The sequence below is a fragment of the Duganella phyllosphaerae genome, assembly GCF_001758785.1.
Lineage (GTDB): Bacteria > Pseudomonadota > Gammaproteobacteria > Burkholderiales > Burkholderiaceae_D > Rugamonas > Rugamonas phyllosphaerae.
Genome location: NZ_LROM01000060.1, coordinates 1 through 16245 on the forward strand (window position 1 = coordinate 1; position 16245 = coordinate 16245).

Consider the following 16245-nt stretch of genomic DNA (forward strand, 5'->3'; position numbering starts at 1 on the left):
CCGTCAAGCTGATCAACCCGATCGCGATGGAAGAAGGTCTGCGCTTCGCTATCCGCGAAGGTGGCCGTACCGTTGGTGCAGGCGTCGTAGCAAAAATCATCGCCTAATTAGGATGGCGGATTGGCCACCAGGGGTGTCCCTGGTGGTATAATCGAAATCCTTTGTAAGTAGTACTCGGAAGGGGCGTAGCTCAATTGGCAGAGCGTCGGTCTCCAAAACCGAAGGTTGGGGGTTCGAGGCCCTCCGCCCCTGCCACCGAATCTGGTGCAGGGCACCGAAAGTAAAATACAATGTCTAATCAATCCGTGCAGACCGTCAGCACGTCGAATGACAAGATTAAGGTTGCGCTGGCCATCGCCGTCGCAATCGCAGGTGTGGTCGGGTTTTATTACCTGTCGGACAAACCAGCTCTGGTGCGCGCGGGCGCACTTGTAGCTGGTTTGGCTTTTGCCGTTCTGCTCTTGTGGACTTCGTCGACTGGCCGTGATTTCCTGAACTTTGCCCAAGAAGCCGTTCGCGAAACAAAAAAGGTCGTCTGGCCTACCCGTCGCGAAGCGATGCAGATCACCGGCATCGTGTTTGCCTTTGTTCTGGTCATGGCGCTGTTCCTGTGGGGCACGGATAAGACGCTGGAATTCCTGTTATACGATCTCATTCTGGGCATACGAAAATAATGAGCGAAAATGTGCAAGAAGACGTGCAAGGCGAAGTGCCTGCACAAGAAGCTGGCGCAGCGCCAATCAGCGTCCCAGTAAGCAACAAGCGCTGGTACGTTGTTCATGCGTATTCCGGTATGGAAAAAAGCGTGCAGCGCGCGCTGACCGAGCGCGTAGAGCGCGCCGGCATGCAAGACCAGTTCGGCCAGATCCTGGTGCCAACTGAAGAAGTAGTCGAAGTGAAAAACGGTCAAAAGTCCGTCACCGAGCGTCGTTTCTTCCCTGGCTACGTGCTGGTGGAAATGGAAATGACCGACGAAACCTGGCACCTGGTCAAAAACACCAGCAAGGTCACCGGTTTCATCGGCGGCAAATCGAACAAGCCGACCCCGATTCCTGCCCGCGAGATCGACAAGATCATGCAGCAGATGCAAGAAGGTGTCGAGAAGCCACGGCCAAAAGTGCTGTACGAAGTGGGCGAACAGGTCCGCATCAAGGATGGCCCGTTCACCGACTTCAACGGCAACGTCGAGGAAGTCAACTACGAGAAATCGAAAGTGCGCGTCTCGGTCACCATCTTCGGCCGCGCAACTCCAGTCGAGCTCGAGTTCGGCCAGGTCGAAAAAGTATAAGCAGCACCGTTCGCCAGAACGGGCGACGGTGTAAAAACCTGACAAATCTGGCAAAAGAGGAGCCCCGCATGCAGTTCAGCGCATCGCGGGGCGCTACTACTCATATCCAAGACAGGAGCCATCATGGCAAAGAAAATCATTGGTTTTATCAAGCTGCAAGTGCCAGCTGGTAAAGCAAACCCATCCCCACCGATCGGCCCAGCGCTGGGTCAGCGCGGTCTGAACATCATGGAATTCTGCAAGGCCTTCAATGCACAGACCCAAGGTCTGGAGCCAGGCATGCCGATTCCAGTCGTGATCACCGCGTTTGCTGACAAGTCCTTCACCTTCGTGATGAAGACGCCACCAGCAACGTTCCTGATCAAGAAACACGCTGGCATCACCAAAGGTTCGCCGAAGCCACATACCGACAAAGTCGGTACGCTGACCCGCGCCCAAGCTGAAGAAATCGCTAAATTGAAAACCCCAGATCTGACCGCTGCCGACATGGATGCTGCTGTACGCACCATCGCTGGTTCCGCACGTTCGATGGGCATCACGGTGGAAGGTCTGTAATCATGGCAAAACTGTCCAAACGCGCAAAAGTTATCAAGTCGAAGATTGATAGCACCAAGTCCTACGGTTTCGACAATGCCGTCGCTCTGATCAAGGAACTGGCTACCGCCAAGTTCAATGAATCGATCGACGTGTCGGTACAACTGGGTGTGGATCCAAAGAAATCGGACCAGGTCGTTCGCGGTTCCGTCGTGCTGCCAGCTGGCACCGGCAAAACCGTTCGCGTAGCTGTGTTCGCTTCGGGCGAAAAAGCTGAAGCCGCTAAAGCAGCAGGCGCTGACGTTGTTGGTATGGAAGACCTGGCCGAGCGCGTCAAAGCCGGCGACATGCCTTTCGATATCGTCATCGCTTCGCCAGACACCATGCGCATCGTTGGTACCCTGGGCCAGATCCTGGGCCCACGTGGCCTGATGCCTAACCCGAAAGTCGGCACCGTAACCCCTGACGTCGCTACCGCCGTGAAAAACGCGAAAGCCGGTCAAGTTCAGTACCGTACCGACAAAGCCGGTATCATCCACGCGACCATCGGCCGCAAATCGTTCGCTGATGCAGATCTGAAGAGCAACCTGGTTGCCCTGATCGACGCACTGAACAAAGCCAAGCCAGCATCGAGCAAGGGTGTTTACCTGCGCAAGGTATCGCTGTCGTCGACCATGGGCGCTGGCGTCCGTGTTGACCAGACTACCCTGGCTGCTTGATAAGCTGACACTTGGGTGTCAGGAGCGGATACGCGCAGCGTGTTCGGCCCTGATACCCACTGACTAGATTAAGTCGCTGAGCTGAAAAGCTCGGCGCAGTTCTTTGGGATGGCTGCCATGCAAGTGGCAGTCGCAATCAAAGACCGTTGGGCCAGGTGCATCAGGCAGGCATCCGGTTAATTGAGTTGTTTCACCCAACGCAGATGGTGTTCCCGACCAAGTTTTGCAGTCCATTGGACTCCTAACCTCGGACGCCGTTGTTCGAACCGATAACCGGCAATTGGGCTGGTTATCATTTAAGGAGATTGACCGTGGGTCTCAATCTGAATGACAAAAAGGCCGTCGTCGCCGAAGTTTCCGCAAAAGTAGCAACTGCGCAAACCATCGTCGTGGCCGAGTATCGTGGCATCCAGGTTGCTCACTTGACGCAACTCCGTGCCAAGGCGCGTGCTCAAGGCGTGTACCTGCGAGTGTTGAAAAACACCCTCGCTCGTCGCGCTGTCGAAGGCACGCAGTTCGCCTCGCTGGCAGACAGCATGACCGGTCCGCTGATCTATTCGATCTCGGACGACGCCGTTGCAGCAGCTAAAGTCATCGCTGACTTCGCTAAAACCAACGACAAACTGGTCATCACTGCCGGTAACTACGCAGGCAAGCAGCTGGATAAATCCGCTGTTGCCGCGTTGGCGAGCATTCCTAGCCGTGAAGTCCTCATCTCGCAGCTGTTGGGCGTTATGCTGGCTCCGGTATCGGGCTTCGCACGTGGTCTGGCTGCTCTGGCAGCGAAAAAATCCGAAGGTGCTCCTGCTGCTGAAGTTGCAGCAGAAGAAGCTCCTGCAGAAGCTTAATCAGCTGATGCATCCCGGCCCAACGGCCGGGGCGGGTTTTTTTCAAGTAGCTATCTGATGTATTAAACGAATCAAAATTATTGGAGTTTCAAATGGCAATTAGCAAAGACGACATCCTGAACGCAGTGAGCGAAATGTCCGTAATGGACCTGAACGACCTGGTTAAGGCATTCGAAGAAAAATTCGGCGTTTCGGCCGCTGCAATGGCAGCTCCTGCTGCTGGCGGCGCTGCTGCAGCTGCTGTTGAAGAGCAGACCGAATTCAACCTGGTTCTGACCGAAATCGGCGCGAACAAAGTTGGCGTGATTAAAGCAGTTCGCGAAATCACCGGTCTGGGCCTGAAAGAAGCCAAAGACGTCGTTGACGGCGCACCAAAAACCGTTAAAGAAGCTCTGTCGAAAGCTGACGCTGAAGCCGCTAAGAAAAAGCTGGAAGAAGCTGGCGCCAAGGCCGAACTGAAGTAATTCAAGCTGTATTGGCGGCTACCACTTAGCGCCACGAGCCAAAGCTGCGGGATTTCTCTCTTTACCGGGGGAAATCCCGGCTTTGGCTCCTTTGTCGTCTGTGTCGTATTTGTAACGTTGTCAAGACGTTGCAGTTCCAATTGATCCGCTGGAAATGGTAGAGATTTCAGGTTTCGTCTGTGTGACACGCAGCCGAGATTGTTGCTGAAGTGGCTGGCAGTGCACTGGCAAAACCTGAATTTTTTTCCTTTCTGTCACTCACGGAGTGTCCATGCACTACTCATTTACTGAGAAGAAACGCATTCGCAAATCATTCGCGAAGCGCGCCAACGTTCACAACGTTCCGTTCCTGCTGGCTACCCAGCTCGAGTCCTACCACAGTTTCTTGCAAGAAGATGTTAGCGCATCCGCACGCAAGAACGACGGCCTGCAGTCGGCCTTTACCTCGATTTTCCCTATCGTTTCGCACAATGGCTTTGCGCGTCTCGAATTCCTGTCGTACGTTCTGGGCGATCCTGCCTTTGACGTCAAGGAATGCCAACTGCGTGGCCTGACGTTCGCGTCACCGCTGCGCGCCAAGGTGCGCCTGGTGATCCTGGACAAGGAATCGCCGACCAAGCCGGTCGTCAAGGAAATGAAGGAACAGGAAGTCTACATGGGCGAGCTGCCCCTGATGACCACCACCGGTTCGTTCGTGATCAATGGTACCGAGCGTGTTATCGTTTCGCAGCTGCATCGCTCCCCGGGTGTGTTCTTCGAACACGACCGCGGCAAGACCCACTCGTCCGGCAAACTGCTGTTCTCGGCCCGTATCATTCCTTACCGCGGCTCGTGGCTGGACTTCGAGTTCGACCCGAAAGACATCCTGTACTTCCGCGTTGACCGTCGCCGCAAGATGCCGGTATCGATCCTGCTCAAGGCCATCGGCATGACGCCGGAACAGATCCTGGCTAACTTCTTTGTCTTCGACAATTTCCACCTGCGCTCCGAAGGCGCGGAAATGGAATTCGTTGCCGAACGCCTGCGCGGCGAAGTCGCGCGCTTCGACATCGTCGATCCGAAGTCGGCCAAGGCCATCGTCATGAAAGACAAGCGCATCAATGCCAAGCATGTGCGCGACATCGACGCTGCCGGTCTGAAACACATCTCGGTGCCGGAAGACTACCTGCTGGGCCGCGTGCTGGCCAAGAACATCGTTGATCCGGAGACCGGCGAAGTTGTCGCGTCCGCCAACGAAGAACTGACCGAAGACGTACTGAACCGTCTGCGCGATGCCGGTATCACCGACATCCAGACCCTGTACACCAACGACCTGGACCAGGGCGGCTACATCTCGCAAACCCTGCGCATGGACGACACCGCCGACCAGACCGCCGCTCGCGTGGCGATCTACCGCATGATGCGTCCTGGCGAACCGCCAACCGAAGACTCGGTCGAAGCACTGTTCAACGGCCTGTTCTACAGCCCTGAGCGTTACGACCTGTCGGCCGTGGGCCGCATGAAGTTCAACCGCCGTATCGGCCGTGACGAACTGACCGGCGCCATGACGCTGTCGAACGAAGACGTGCTGGCCGTGATCAAGATCCTGGTCGAGCTGCGCAACGGTCGCGGCGAAGTCGATGACATCGATCACCTGGGTAACCGTCGCGTACGTTGCGTCGGCGAACTGGCGGAGAATCAATTCCGTGCCGGCCTGGTGCGTGTTGAGCGCGCTGTCAAGGAACGTCTCGGCCAGGCCGAAGCGGACAACCTGATGCCGCACGACCTGATCAACAGCAAGCCGATCTCGGCCGCGATCCGTGAATTCTTCGGTTCGTCGCAGCTGTCGCAGTTTATGGACCAGACCAACCCGCTGTCGGAAATCACGCACAAACGTCGTGTCTCCGCCCTGGGACCTGGCGGTCTGACCCGCGAACGTGCCGGCTTCGAGGTGCGCGACGTGCACCCGACCCACTACGGCCGCGTGTGCCCGATCGAAACGCCTGAAGGCCCGAACATCGGCCTGATCAACTCGCTGGCCCTGTACGCCCGCTTGAACGAATACGGCTTCCTGGAAACCCCGTACCGCAAGGTCGATGGTTCCAAGGTCACCGAGCAGATCGATTACCTGTCGGCGATCGAAGAAGGCCGCTACATCATCGCCCAGGCCAATGCCAAGGTCGATGAGACCGGCACCCTGGTCGACGAGCTGGTGTCGTCGCGTGAAGCCGGCGAGACCATCCTGGTATCGCCAGAGCGCGTCCAGTACATGGACGTGGCGCCAGGCCAGATCGTTTCCGTTGCAGCGTCGCTGATTCCGTTCCTGGAACACGATGATGCGAACCGTGCACTGATGGGCGCCAACATGCAGCGCCAGGCAGTTCCTTGCCTGCGCCCTGAAAAAGCGCTGGTCGGTACCGGTATCGAACGCACCGTGGCAGTCGACTCGGGCACCACCGTGCAGGCTCTGCGTGGCGGTCTGGTCGACTACATCGATGCGGGCCGTGTCGTGATTCGCGTGAACGATGAAGAAGCCACCGCCGGCGAAGTCGGTGTGGACATCTACAACCTGATCAAGTACACCCGTTCGAACCAGAACACCAACATCAACCAGCGTCCAATCGTCAAAGTTGGCGACCGCGTGGCCAAGGGCGACGTTATCGCCGACGGCGCATCGACCGACCTGGGCGAATTGGCACTGGGCCAGAACATGACCGTGGCGTTCATGCCATGGAATGGTCTGAACTTCGAAGATTCGATCCTGATCTCGGAAAACGTCGTCAAAGACGACCGTTACACCTCGATTCACATCGAAGAACTGAGCGTTGTTGCACGTGATACCAAGCTGGGCGCCGAAGAAATCACCCGTGATATCTCGAACCTGGCCGAAAATCAACTGGCACGCCTGGACGAGTCGGGCATCGTGTACATCGGCGCGGAAGTGACCGCCGGCGACACCCTGGTCGGTAAAGTGACGCCTAAAGGCGAAACCCAGCTGACCCCGGAAGAAAAGCTGCTGCGCGCGATCTTCGGCGAGAAAGCTTCGGACGTCAAAGACACCTCGCTGCGCGTGCCTTCGGGCATGGTCGGCACCGTGATCGACGTGCAAGTGTTCACCCGTGAAGGCATCGTTCGCGACAAGCGCGCGCAACAGATCATCGACGATGAACTCAAGCGTTTCCGCCTGGACCTGAACGACCAGATGCGTATCGTGGAGGGCGATGCCTTCCAGCGTCTGGAAAAAATGCTGATCAACCAGGTGGTCAACGGCGGCCCTAAAAAGCTGGCCAAAGGCGCCAAGATCACCAAGGAATACCTGGACGATCTGGACAAGTACCACTGGTTCGACATCCGTCCATCGGAAGATGCCGCTGCCACCGCACTCGAAGCGATCAAGGAATCGATCGCCGAGAAGCGTCACCAGTTCGATCTGGCCTTCGAAGAGAAGCGCAAGAAGCTGACCCAGGGCGACGAGCTGCAACCTGGCGTGCAAAAGATGGTCAAGGTGTACCTGGCCGTTAAACGCCGCCTGCAGTCGGGCGACAAGATGGCAGGTCGTCACGGTAACAAGGGTGTGGTATCGCGCATCGTTCCCGTGGAAGACATGCCATACATGGCGGACGGTACGCCGGCCGACGTGGTACTGAACCCGCTGGGTGTGCCATCGCGTATGAACGTGGGTCAGATTCTCGAGACCCACCTTGGCTGGGCAGCGAAGGGCCTGGGCATCCGTATCGGCGAAATGCTGCAAGCGCAGATCAAGGTCGAAGAGATGCGCAAGTACCTGACCACGGTCTACAACGAATCGGGTCGTCCGGAAGATCTGGACAACTTCAACGATGAAGAGATCATGGGCCTGGCGCACAACCTGAAAAAAGGTGTGCCGTTCGCCACCCCGGTATTCGACGGTGCGCACGAGTCGGAAATTCGCCGCATGCTCGATCTGGCGTATCCTGATGATGTCGCTGCCAAGCTTGGCATGACCCCATCGAAGAACCAGGTCACCATGTACGACGGCCGCACCGGCGAAGCATTCGAGCGCAAGGTCACCGTTGGCGTAATGCACATGCTGAAACTGCACCACCTGGTTGACGACAAGATGCACGCGCGTTCGACCGGTCCTTACTCGCTGGTAACGCAGCAGCCACTGGGCGGTAAAGCCCAGTTCGGTGGCCAGCGTTTCGGTGAGATGGAGGTGTGGGCACTGGAAGCGTACGGCGCATCGTACGTGCTGCAAGAGATGTTGACCGTGAAGTCCGATGACGTGAATGGCCGTACCAAAGTGTACGAAAACCTCGTCAAGGGCGACCACGTGATCGATGCCGGCATGCCGGAATCGTTCAACGTGCTGGTGAAAGAGATTCGTTCCCTGGGTATCGATATAGACCTGGAACGTAACTAACACGAAGGGGCCGCGCAAACCTACTGCGCGACCAGCTATCGCCTTTCCGTTGCTCAGCGTACATGCGTACGCTTCCGCTACTCAAGACGATATCCGGCCGCTCGCTACGGTTTTCGCGGCCCCCGAGACAGCACGGCCTTTTGGGCAATTTGAAGAATTCATCACCTCTGGAGTGATACATGAAAGCACTGCTCGATCTATTCAAGCAAGTACAGACGAACGAGACCTTTGACGCGATCAAGATCGGTCTCGCTTCGCCTGAAAAAATCCGTTCGTGGTCCTACGGCGAAGTTAAAAAGCCGGAAACCATCAACTATCGTACCTTCAAGCCTGAGCGCGACGGCCTGTTCTGCGCCAAGATTTTTGGCCCGATCAAGGACTACGAATGCCTGTGCGGCAAGTACAAGCGCCTCAAGCACCGCGGTGTGATCTGCGAAAAGTGCGGCGTTGAAGTCACCCTGGCCAAAGTGCGTCGTGAGCGCATGGGCCACATCGAACTGGCGTCGCCAACCGCGCACATCTGGTTCCTGAAGTCGCTGCCGTCGCGCCTGGGCATGGTCCTGGACATGACCCTGCGGGACATCGAACGCGTGCTGTACTTCGAAGCATACGTCGTGACCGATCCAGGCATGACCCCGCTGAAGAAGTGCCAGATCATGTCGGAAGACGACTACGCCGCCAAGTACGAAGAGTACGGCGACGACTTCACCGCCTTCATGGGCGCCGAAGGTATCCGTGAACTGCTGCGCTCGATCGACATCCACCGCGATGCCGAAACCCTGCGCGTGGAACTGAAGGAATCGAAGTCCGAAGCGAAGATCAAGAAATACGCCAAGCGTCTGAAAGTGCTGGAAGCATTCCAGCGTTCGGGCATCAAGCCCGAGTGGATGATCATGGAAGTGCTGCCGGTGCTGCCGCCGGAACTGCGCCCACTGGTCCCGCTGGACGGCGGCCGTTTCGCGACCTCGGATCTGAACGATCTGTATCGCCGCGTGATCAACCGTAACAACCGTCTGAAGCGCCTGATGGAGCTGCGTGCTCCAGAGATCATCACGCGTAACGAAAAGCGCATGCTGCAAGAAGCAGTCGACTCGTTGCTGGACAACGGCCGTCGCGGCAAAGCGATGACTGGCGCCAACAAGCGTCCGCTGAAATCGCTGGCCGAGATGATCAAAGGTAAGGGCGGTCGTTTCCGTCAGAACTTGCTCGGTAAGCGCGTCGACTACTCGGGCCGTTCGGTCATCGTGGTGGGTCCACAGCTGAAACTGCACCAGTGCGGTCTGCCGAAGCTGATGGCCCTCGAGCTGTTTAAACCCTTTATCTTCAACAAGCTGGAACTGATGGGTCTGGCTACGACCATCAAGGCAGCGAAGAAACTGGTTGAAATTCAGGAACCAGTGGTTTGGGACATCCTGGAAGACGTGATCCGCGAACACCCGATCATGCTCAACCGTGCACCAACCCTGCACCGTCTGGGTATCCAGGCGTTCGAGCCGGTCCTGATTGAAGGTAAAGCAATCCAGCTGCACCCACTCGTTTGCGCGGCGTTCAACGCCGACTTCGACGGTGACCAGATGGCTGTGCACGTACCGCTGTCGATCGAAGCGCAGATGGAAGCACGTACGCTGATGCTGGCGTCGAACAACATCCTGTTCCCGTCGAACGGCGAGCCGTCGATCGTTCCTTCGCAGGATATCGTGCTGGGTCTGTACTACGCGACCCGCGAAGCGATCAACGCGAAAAACGAAGGCATGCTGTTCCCTGACGTGTCGGAAGTCATCCGTGCCTACGACAACAAGGAAGTGGAACTGACCACCCGTATCACGGTGCGTATCGTCGAGAATCCAAAAGATCTCGAAACGGGCGAGTTCGTCCGTACCGTTACCCGCTACGAAACCACGGTTGGCCGCGCCATTCTGTCGGAAATCCTGCCGAAAGGTCTGCCTTTCTCGGTGCTGAATCGCGCGCTGAAAAAGAAAGAAATTTCCAAGCTGATCAACACCTCGTTCCGTAAGTGCGGTCTGCGCGCGACGGTCGTGTTTGCTGACCAACTGATGCAGTCGGGCTTCCGCCTGGCAACCCGCGCCGGTATTTCGATCTGCGTGGACGACATGCTGGTACCGCCACAAAAAGTCACCCTGATTTCGGCTGCAGAGTCCGAAGTCAAACAGATCGAGCAGCAGTACGCTTCGGGTCTGGTGACCGCCGGCGAGCGTTACAACAAGGTCGTCGACATCTGGGGCAAGACCTCGGACGAAGTCGGCAAGGCCATGATGGACCAGCTGAAAGTGGAAGACGTCATCAAGCGTGACGGCACCAAGTCGACCCAGGAATCGTTCAACGCGATTTACATGATGGCCGACTCGGGCGCACGTGGTTCGGCAGCGCAGATTCGCCAGCTGGCCGGTATGCGTGGTCTGATGGCCAAACCGGATGGTTCGATTATCGAAACGCCGATTACCGCGAACTTCCGCGAAGGTCTGAACGTGTTGCAGTACTTCATTTCGACCCACGGCGCTCGTAAAGGTCTGGCCGATACGGCACTGAAAACCGCGAACTCCGGTTACCTGACCCGTCGTCTGGTCGACGTGACCCAGGATCTGGTCGTGATCGAAGATGATTGCGGCACCTCCAACGGTACCGTCATGAAGGCGCTGGTTGAAGGTGGTGAAGTCATCGAAGCGCTGCGCGACCGTATCCTCGGCCGCGTGGTGGTCAACGACGTCGTCAATCCGGAAAACCAGTCCACCCTGTACGAAGCTGGCACCCTGATGGACGAAGACATGGTCGAAGAGATCGAGCGTCTGTCGATCGACGAAGTCAAGGTTCGCACGCCGCTCACTTGCGACACGCGCTTCGGCCTGTGCGCCAAGTGCTACGGTCGCGACCTGGGCCGCGGCATGCTGGTCAACTCCGGCGAAGCAGTCGGCGTGGTGGCAGCGCAGTCGATTGGTGAGCCTGGTACCCAGCTGACCATGCGTACCTTCCACATCGGTGGTGCGGCATCGCGTGCAGCAGTGGCATCGTCGGTGGAAGCGAAGTCGAACGGTACCATCCGTTTCACCTCGACCATGCGTTACGTTACCAACGGCAAGGGCGCGCAAATCGTCATTTCCCGTTCGGGCGAAGTGCTGATTACCGACGACCACGGCCGTGAGCGTGAGCGTCATAAAGTGCCGTACGGCGCGACCCTGATCGTCAAGGATGGCCTGGTCATCAAGGCCGGTACGGCCCTGGCAACCTGGGATCCGCTGACCCGTCCGATCATCACCGAGTACGCTGGTACGGTGCGTTTCGAGAACGTCGAAGAAGGCGTGACCGTGGCCCGTCAGGTGGACGAAGTGACCGGTCTGGCCACGCTCGTTGTGATCGATGCCAAGCGTCGCGGTTCGCTGACCAAAACCCTGCGTCCACAGGTCAAACTGTTGAACGAAGAAGGTCACGAAGTGAAGATCGCCGGTACCGAACACGCTGTAGCGATCGGTTTCCAGGTTGGCGCACTGATCATGGTGAAAGACGGCCAGCAAGTGTCCGTGGGTGAGGTTCTGGCGCGTATCCCGACCGAATCGCAGAAAACCCGTGACATTACCGGTGGTCTGCCACGCGTGGCCGAGCTGTTCGAAGCACGTTCGCCGAAAGACGCGGGCATGCTGGCGGAAGTCACCGGTACCGTGGCCTTCGGTAAAGAAACCAAGGGCAAGCAGCGTCTGGAAATCACGGACATGGACGGCAACAAGCACGAGTTCCTGATCACCAAGGACAAGCAAGTGCTGGTTCACGACGGCCAGGTAGTGAACAAGGGCGAGATGATCGTGGACGGCCCGGCCGATCCACAAGACATCCTGCGCCTGCTGGGCATCGAAGCGCTGGCACGTTACATCGTTGACGAAGTGCAAGACGTGTACCGTCTGCAAGGCGTGAAGATTAACGACAAGCACATCGAAGTGATCGTGCGCCAGATGCTGCGTCGGGTTCAGATCGTCAACGCCGGCGACACCAACTACATCGTTGGCGAGCAGGTCGAGCGTTCGGAACTGCTGGACGAAAACGATCGCATGGACCGCGAGAACAAGATTCCTGCGACCTACGAAAACGTCCTGCTGGGTATTACCAAGGCATCGCTGTCAACCGATTCGTTCATCTCGGCCGCATCGTTCCAGGAAACCACCCGCGTGCTGACGGAAGCGGCGATCATGGGCAAGCGCGACGGTCTGCGCGGCCTGAAAGAAAACGTGATCGTTGGTCGCCTGATCCCAGGCGGCACCGGCCTGGCGTTCCACCGCGCCCGCAAAGAGAAAGAACTGTGGGAAGTGGAAGAGCGTCAAGCCCTGCTGCAAGCAGAAAAAGCTGCCATGTCTGGTGGCGATGTGGAAGTGACCGAATCGGTGACTCCGCACGGCGACGAAGCGTAATTTAGCTTCCAGTCCTCCAAGAACGGCGCCTGCGGGCGCCGTTTTTTTATGCCTGCCACCTTTGTTTTGCGCTGCCAGCAACTGATTTATACATGCTAAGATCTGGCTCATGATCGCTCAAGCCCTCTTCACTCCCGCCCAGCAGAAACTGCTGGGTTTGCTTTTTATACGCACCACCGACGGCTACCACCTCAACGAAATCATGCGCCTGACTGGCCTGGGCAGCGCCTCGGCCCAGCGCGAGTTGAAGCGCCTGCACGAGGCGGGCGTGATCGTCTCCGAGCGCATCGGCAACGTGCGTCGGTTCAAGCCGAACGTCGATTGCATGGTCTACGAAGAACTGACGAGCGTGGTGAGAAAGACGTTTGGCCTGGTCAGCGTGCTGAACTCGGCGCTGGCGCCGTTGCAGCGCGTGCTCAACGTGGCGTTCGTGTACGGCGCCACGGCCAAGGAGCACGAGGGCATGAACACGCCGGTGGAGTTGCTGCTGATCGGCGAGAACACCAGCTACGGCGAGCTGCTGTCGCGGCTGCCAGTGGCGGAGCGCTTGTTGCGCCGAAAAATCAATCCCAACCTGTACACGCTGCCGGACTTCAAGCGTCGCTTGCGCGAGCAGCAGGGGTTTATCTTGCAGGTGCTGCGGGAGCAGAAAATTTATGTGCTCGGTGATGAGGCGGATCTGGAGAAAATTGTTGCCGAGGTGACTGCGGGTGATTAAAAAGTTCACCGCATGGCCTGGATTTGTACCGAAATGAGTAAATTTCGCCCTTGAGCTTGCTTGACCGCCGTTTCGCTCACGTGGAGAATACAAAGGGCTGAAGGTTTTCAGATGACGCCTTTCAGGAGTTATCTTGGAAATTCAACATGTCTACTGGTTGCCGAGCTTTGGTTGGTTCGCAATCAACATTATTATTCCCGTGATCGGCCCGTTATTCCTGCTTTGGCTGGTTGGCATTCCACCGTCCACTGCACCGTTGGCAACCAACAATGTTGTCAAGTCGATTGGGAAGGGCGAATTGTTGTGGGCCGTGATGGGGATGGCTGCTGCCACCTGTTATGAACTTGTCTCCCTACAGGAGATAAAGACGATCAAGGTGTGGTCTAGCCCGATATGGGTTGCTTTCGGTATTCACATCTTGTTGATCGTGGTATCGGTATTTATCGTTGGGCTCAATTCCCTCGATCTGCCAACTGGACATGTATTTCGTTATCCTCATATCAGGGATATGCGTATTTTTGCCGGCTCTATCTTGTCTATGGTAGTTGTGATTGTGACTTACTCGGCGACCCACGCAACCCTCGTCGACCAAGAGCATAAGAGGGCGGCCGTCGACAGGCAAGCGATGCGGGACCGCTTGGAACACTGTCTGCTAGATGCCCAGCAACGCGACACGAACTGTTTGAAGGAAATAAAATGAGCGGATTAATAGCAAAACTGGAGACCGATCTGGCTGCACGTGTCCTTGCCGGAAAGATCCTTTCCGGCATACTTGGCGTGGTCTCAATTGCGGCTGCAGTAGCGACGGCTTATCTTTCCTGGAGCTTGTAAGCGCGTTCACTGCGCCTTGCATTTGCCCGACCGGTCAAGGGGACCTCGAAAAACCGTAGCGAGCGGTTCGTTATCGGCGCGAGTAGCGCAAGCGTACGGCTGTACGCTGAGCAACGGAGCGGCGATAGCGGATCGCGCAGTAGGTTTTTCGAGGTTCCCTCAAGTCGCCCCAGGATATCCGCTTCCATCACGGCCTATTGATCACTGCTGCTGCGCAATCCACCGGTCCACCTTCTCCTCCAGCAACGCCAGCGGCAAGGTGCCATCGCTGAGCACTACCTCGTGGAACTTCGGCAAGCTGAAGCGCTCACCGAGCGCTTCCTCCGCGCGGTGGCGCAGCTCGACGATTTTCAGCGAGCCGATCTTGTAGCCCAGCGCCTGTGCCGGCCAGGCCATGTAGCGCTCGGTTTCGCTTTTTGCCACTTCGTCGTAGCCCAGCGTTTCGCGCATGTACTTGATGCTTTGTTCGCGGGTCCAGCCCTTCGCGTGCATGCCGGTATCGACCACCAGGCGCGTGGCGCGCAGCAGTTCGTCGTTCAGGTGGCCGAAATACTGGGCCGGATCGTCGAACAGGCCCATTTCCTTGCCCAGCGTTTCCGAGTACAGCGCCCAGCCTTCGGTGAAGGCATTGTTGCCGCCGAATTTGCGGAAGTCGGGCAGGTTCAGTTCCTGCATCAGGGCGATGTGGAAGTGGTGGCCGGGCTTGCCTTCGTGCAGGAATAGCGTAGTCATGCCGGTGCTGCCGTACTTGGTCGGATCGGTCACTACCGACCAGAACACGCCGGGGCGCGAGCCGTCGATGGCCGGCGCCGTGTAGTGGTCGGAGGCGGTGTCGCGGCTCAGTTCGGGTTCCAGGCGCAGGTCGAGCTTGGCCTTGGGCACCAGCGTGAACATCAGCGGCAGCTTGGTGTCGAGCACGTCGTTGAGCTTGTGGTAGACCGCTTGCACTTCCTGTTCGGTCTTGAACGGACGGAACTTCGGTTGCGCCGCCACCCAGACCGGTAGGCCGGCTGCCGGGCCGTTGTAGCCGAGCTTGGGTCCGAGCACTTCGAACTGCGACTGAATGCGCGCCACTTCGCGCAGGCCGATCGCATGGATCTCGTCCGGTTTCAGCGAGGTGGTGGTGGCGTTGGCCACGCGCGCCTGGTACCAGGCGGCGCCGTCGGGCAGGGCGCCCAACCCGGTCGAGGTGCGGCAGGCCGGGATGTAATCTTTTTCCACGAAGGCGGCCAGGCGGCCCAGGGCCGGCATGATCTGCTCGGCGATCTGCTTGCGGTAGGCTTCGGTCAGGCGTGCCTTGTCGGCAGCGCTGAAGCTCGCTGGCAGGTTCTTGATCGGGGTGTAGTAGATGCTCTGTTCGGGCGTGTCGCTGAGCAGTTTCTTGTACTGCGGCAGGGCCGAGATCATGATCGCTTTCGGCTGGGTGATACCCTTCTTGATGCCGTCGCGCATATTGGCAATCGCCTGGTCGATCCACGCCGGCATCTGGCTGATACGGCTCAGGTAGGCGTCGTATTGCGTCACGGTGCCGATCGGCTGCGATGCCTGGCCGCCCGCGTAGTTAGCCAGGGTGACCGGCACGCTGTCCATCTGGTTGATCGGCAGCAAGTGCTCGGGGAAGCGCTCCATGGCGATCAGGCGGCGCAGCTCGTAGCGCAGGATGTCGTAGTCGAGGCGGTCTTCGGCGTTCAATACTTCCCGCTTGATGGCTTTCACGCGCTTGGCGAAATCGCGGTACAGCTTGAATTGCAAGGCGCGCTTGCCGGGCGAGATGCTCAGGCCCAGTTGCGCATCGTAACGGTTGTCGCCGTTTTCGGTGGCGCCGATCGGCTCGAAGCGGGCGACGGCGTCGTAGTATTCGGTGGCAATGGCTTGCAGCGCCTGGTGCGCCGGGGTGGCGCTCACGCGCGGCACCGGGCGGTTGGCGGCGTCGGCCAGCGGCAGGGCGAAGGTGTTGCTGAGGGGTATGAATGCCAGCGCGACGGCGAGGCTGGCGGTAGCGATACGGGTTGTGCACTTCATGTCTGTTTCCTGGTCCATGGTGAATCTA

13 protein-coding genes and 1 tRNA gene are annotated in these 16245 nt (G+C 57.9%); 13 read left to right on the forward strand and 1 reads right to left on the reverse strand.

Features of this window, described 5'->3' with window-relative positions; genetic code table 11:
* The 13 genes from DUPY_RS27125 to DUPY_RS29035 all read left to right on the forward strand — a co-directional run.
* Nucleotides 1–107: EF-Tu C-terminal domain-related protein (locus tag DUPY_RS27125; RefSeq protein ID WP_474795865.1), on the forward strand; the 107-nt coding region annotated here is incomplete at its 5' end.
* 72 nt (nt 108–179) lie between these two features.
* Nucleotides 180–255: transfer RNA gene (locus tag DUPY_RS06100), tRNA-Trp, on the forward strand.
* A 35-nt stretch (nt 256–290) separates the two neighbouring features.
* Entirely contained in the window at nt 291–674 is a 384-nt protein-coding gene (secE, locus tag DUPY_RS06105; RefSeq protein WP_070246946.1) for a preprotein translocase subunit SecE, read from the forward strand.
* Entirely contained in the window at nt 674–1288 is a 615-nt protein-coding gene (nusG, locus tag DUPY_RS06110) for a transcription termination/antitermination protein NusG (protein WP_056139862.1), read from the forward strand. Before secE ends, nusG begins: the two co-directional genes overlap by 1 nt.
* A gap of 123 nt (nt 1289–1411) precedes the next feature.
* Nucleotides 1412–1843, forward strand: coding sequence for a 50S ribosomal protein L11 (gene rplK, locus DUPY_RS06115; protein WP_070246947.1), 432 nt, complete (start codon nt 1412–1414; stop codon nt 1841–1843).
* Nucleotides 1844–1845: 2 nt separating this feature from the next.
* Nucleotides 1846–2541: a 50S ribosomal protein L1 gene (gene rplA, locus DUPY_RS06120; protein ID WP_070246948.1), complete on the forward strand. Its 696-nt coding sequence runs from the start codon at nt 1846–1848 to the stop codon at nt 2539–2541.
* Nucleotides 2542–2852: 311 nt separating this feature from the next.
* The gene (gene rplJ, locus DUPY_RS06125; RefSeq protein WP_070246996.1) at nt 2853–3389 is read left to right on the forward strand and encodes a 50S ribosomal protein L10; all 537 of its coding nucleotides are present in this window, start codon (nt 2853–2855) and stop codon (nt 3387–3389) included.
* 92 nt (nt 3390–3481) lie between these two features.
* The gene (gene rplL, locus DUPY_RS06130) at nt 3482–3853 is read left to right on the forward strand and encodes a 50S ribosomal protein L7/L12 (RefSeq protein WP_070246949.1); all 372 of its coding nucleotides are present in this window, start codon (nt 3482–3484) and stop codon (nt 3851–3853) included.
* Nucleotides 3854–4124: 271 nt separating this feature from the next.
* Entirely contained in the window at nt 4125–8234 is a 4110-nt protein-coding gene (gene rpoB / locus DUPY_RS06135; RefSeq protein WP_070246950.1) for a DNA-directed RNA polymerase subunit beta, read from the forward strand.
* 179 nt (nt 8235–8413) lie between these two features.
* Nucleotides 8414–12646: a DNA-directed RNA polymerase subunit beta' gene (gene rpoC, locus DUPY_RS06140; protein ID WP_070246951.1), complete on the forward strand. Its 4233-nt coding sequence runs from the start codon at nt 8414–8416 to the stop codon at nt 12644–12646.
* A gap of 109 nt (nt 12647–12755) precedes the next feature.
* Nucleotides 12756–13364: a winged helix-turn-helix domain-containing protein gene (locus DUPY_RS06145; RefSeq protein WP_070246952.1), complete on the forward strand. Its 609-nt coding sequence runs from the start codon at nt 12756–12758 to the stop codon at nt 13362–13364.
* A gap of 133 nt (nt 13365–13497) precedes the next feature.
* Nucleotides 13498–14064: a hypothetical protein gene (locus tag DUPY_RS06150; RefSeq protein ID WP_070246953.1), complete on the forward strand. Its 567-nt coding sequence runs from the start codon at nt 13498–13500 to the stop codon at nt 14062–14064.
* The gene (locus tag DUPY_RS29035) at nt 14061–14195 is read left to right on the forward strand and encodes a hypothetical protein (protein WP_267875805.1); all 135 of its coding nucleotides are present in this window, start codon (nt 14061–14063) and stop codon (nt 14193–14195) included. Before DUPY_RS06150 ends, DUPY_RS29035 begins: the two co-directional genes overlap by 4 nt.
* 201 nt (nt 14196–14396) lie before the next feature.
* Here DUPY_RS29035 and DUPY_RS06155 read toward each other — a convergent pair whose 3' ends face one another.
* Nucleotides 14397–16217 carry a DUF885 domain-containing protein gene (locus DUPY_RS06155; RefSeq protein WP_070246954.1) on the reverse strand — a complete coding sequence of 607 codons (1821 nt, stop codon included), beginning with the start codon at nt 16215–16217 and terminating at the stop codon, nt 14397–14399.
* Nucleotides 16218–16245 lie beyond the last annotated feature (28 nt).

Excerpts from the sequence above, each read along its gene's own strand:
- secE (WP_070246946.1), top strand. The coding sequence starts at position 291 with ATGTCTAATCAATCCGTGCAGACCGTCAGCACGTCGAATGACAAGATT.
- nusG (WP_056139862.1), top strand. The coding sequence starts at position 674 with ATGAGCGAAAATGTGCAAGAAGACGTGCAAGGCGAAGTGCCTGCACAA.
- rplK (WP_070246947.1), top strand. The coding sequence starts at position 1,412 with ATGGCAAAGAAAATCATTGGTTTTATCAAGCTGCAAGTGCCAGCTGGT.
- rplA (WP_070246948.1), top strand. The coding sequence starts at position 1,846 with ATGGCAAAACTGTCCAAACGCGCAAAAGTTATCAAGTCGAAGATTGAT.
- rplL (WP_070246949.1), top strand. The coding sequence starts at position 3,482 with ATGGCAATTAGCAAAGACGACATCCTGAACGCAGTGAGCGAAATGTCC.
- rpoB (WP_070246950.1), top strand. The coding sequence starts at position 4,125 with ATGCACTACTCATTTACTGAGAAGAAACGCATTCGCAAATCATTCGCG.
- rpoC (WP_070246951.1), top strand. The coding sequence starts at position 8,414 with ATGAAAGCACTGCTCGATCTATTCAAGCAAGTACAGACGAACGAGACC.
- DUPY_RS06145 (WP_070246952.1), top strand. The coding sequence starts at position 12,756 with ATGATCGCTCAAGCCCTCTTCACTCCCGCCCAGCAGAAACTGCTGGGT.
- DUPY_RS29035 (WP_267875805.1), top strand. The coding sequence starts at position 14,061 with ATGAGCGGATTAATAGCAAAACTGGAGACCGATCTGGCTGCACGTGTC.
- DUPY_RS06155 (WP_070246954.1), bottom strand. The coding sequence starts at position 16,217 with ATGAAGTGCACAACCCGTATCGCTACCGCCAGCCTCGCCGTCGCGCTG.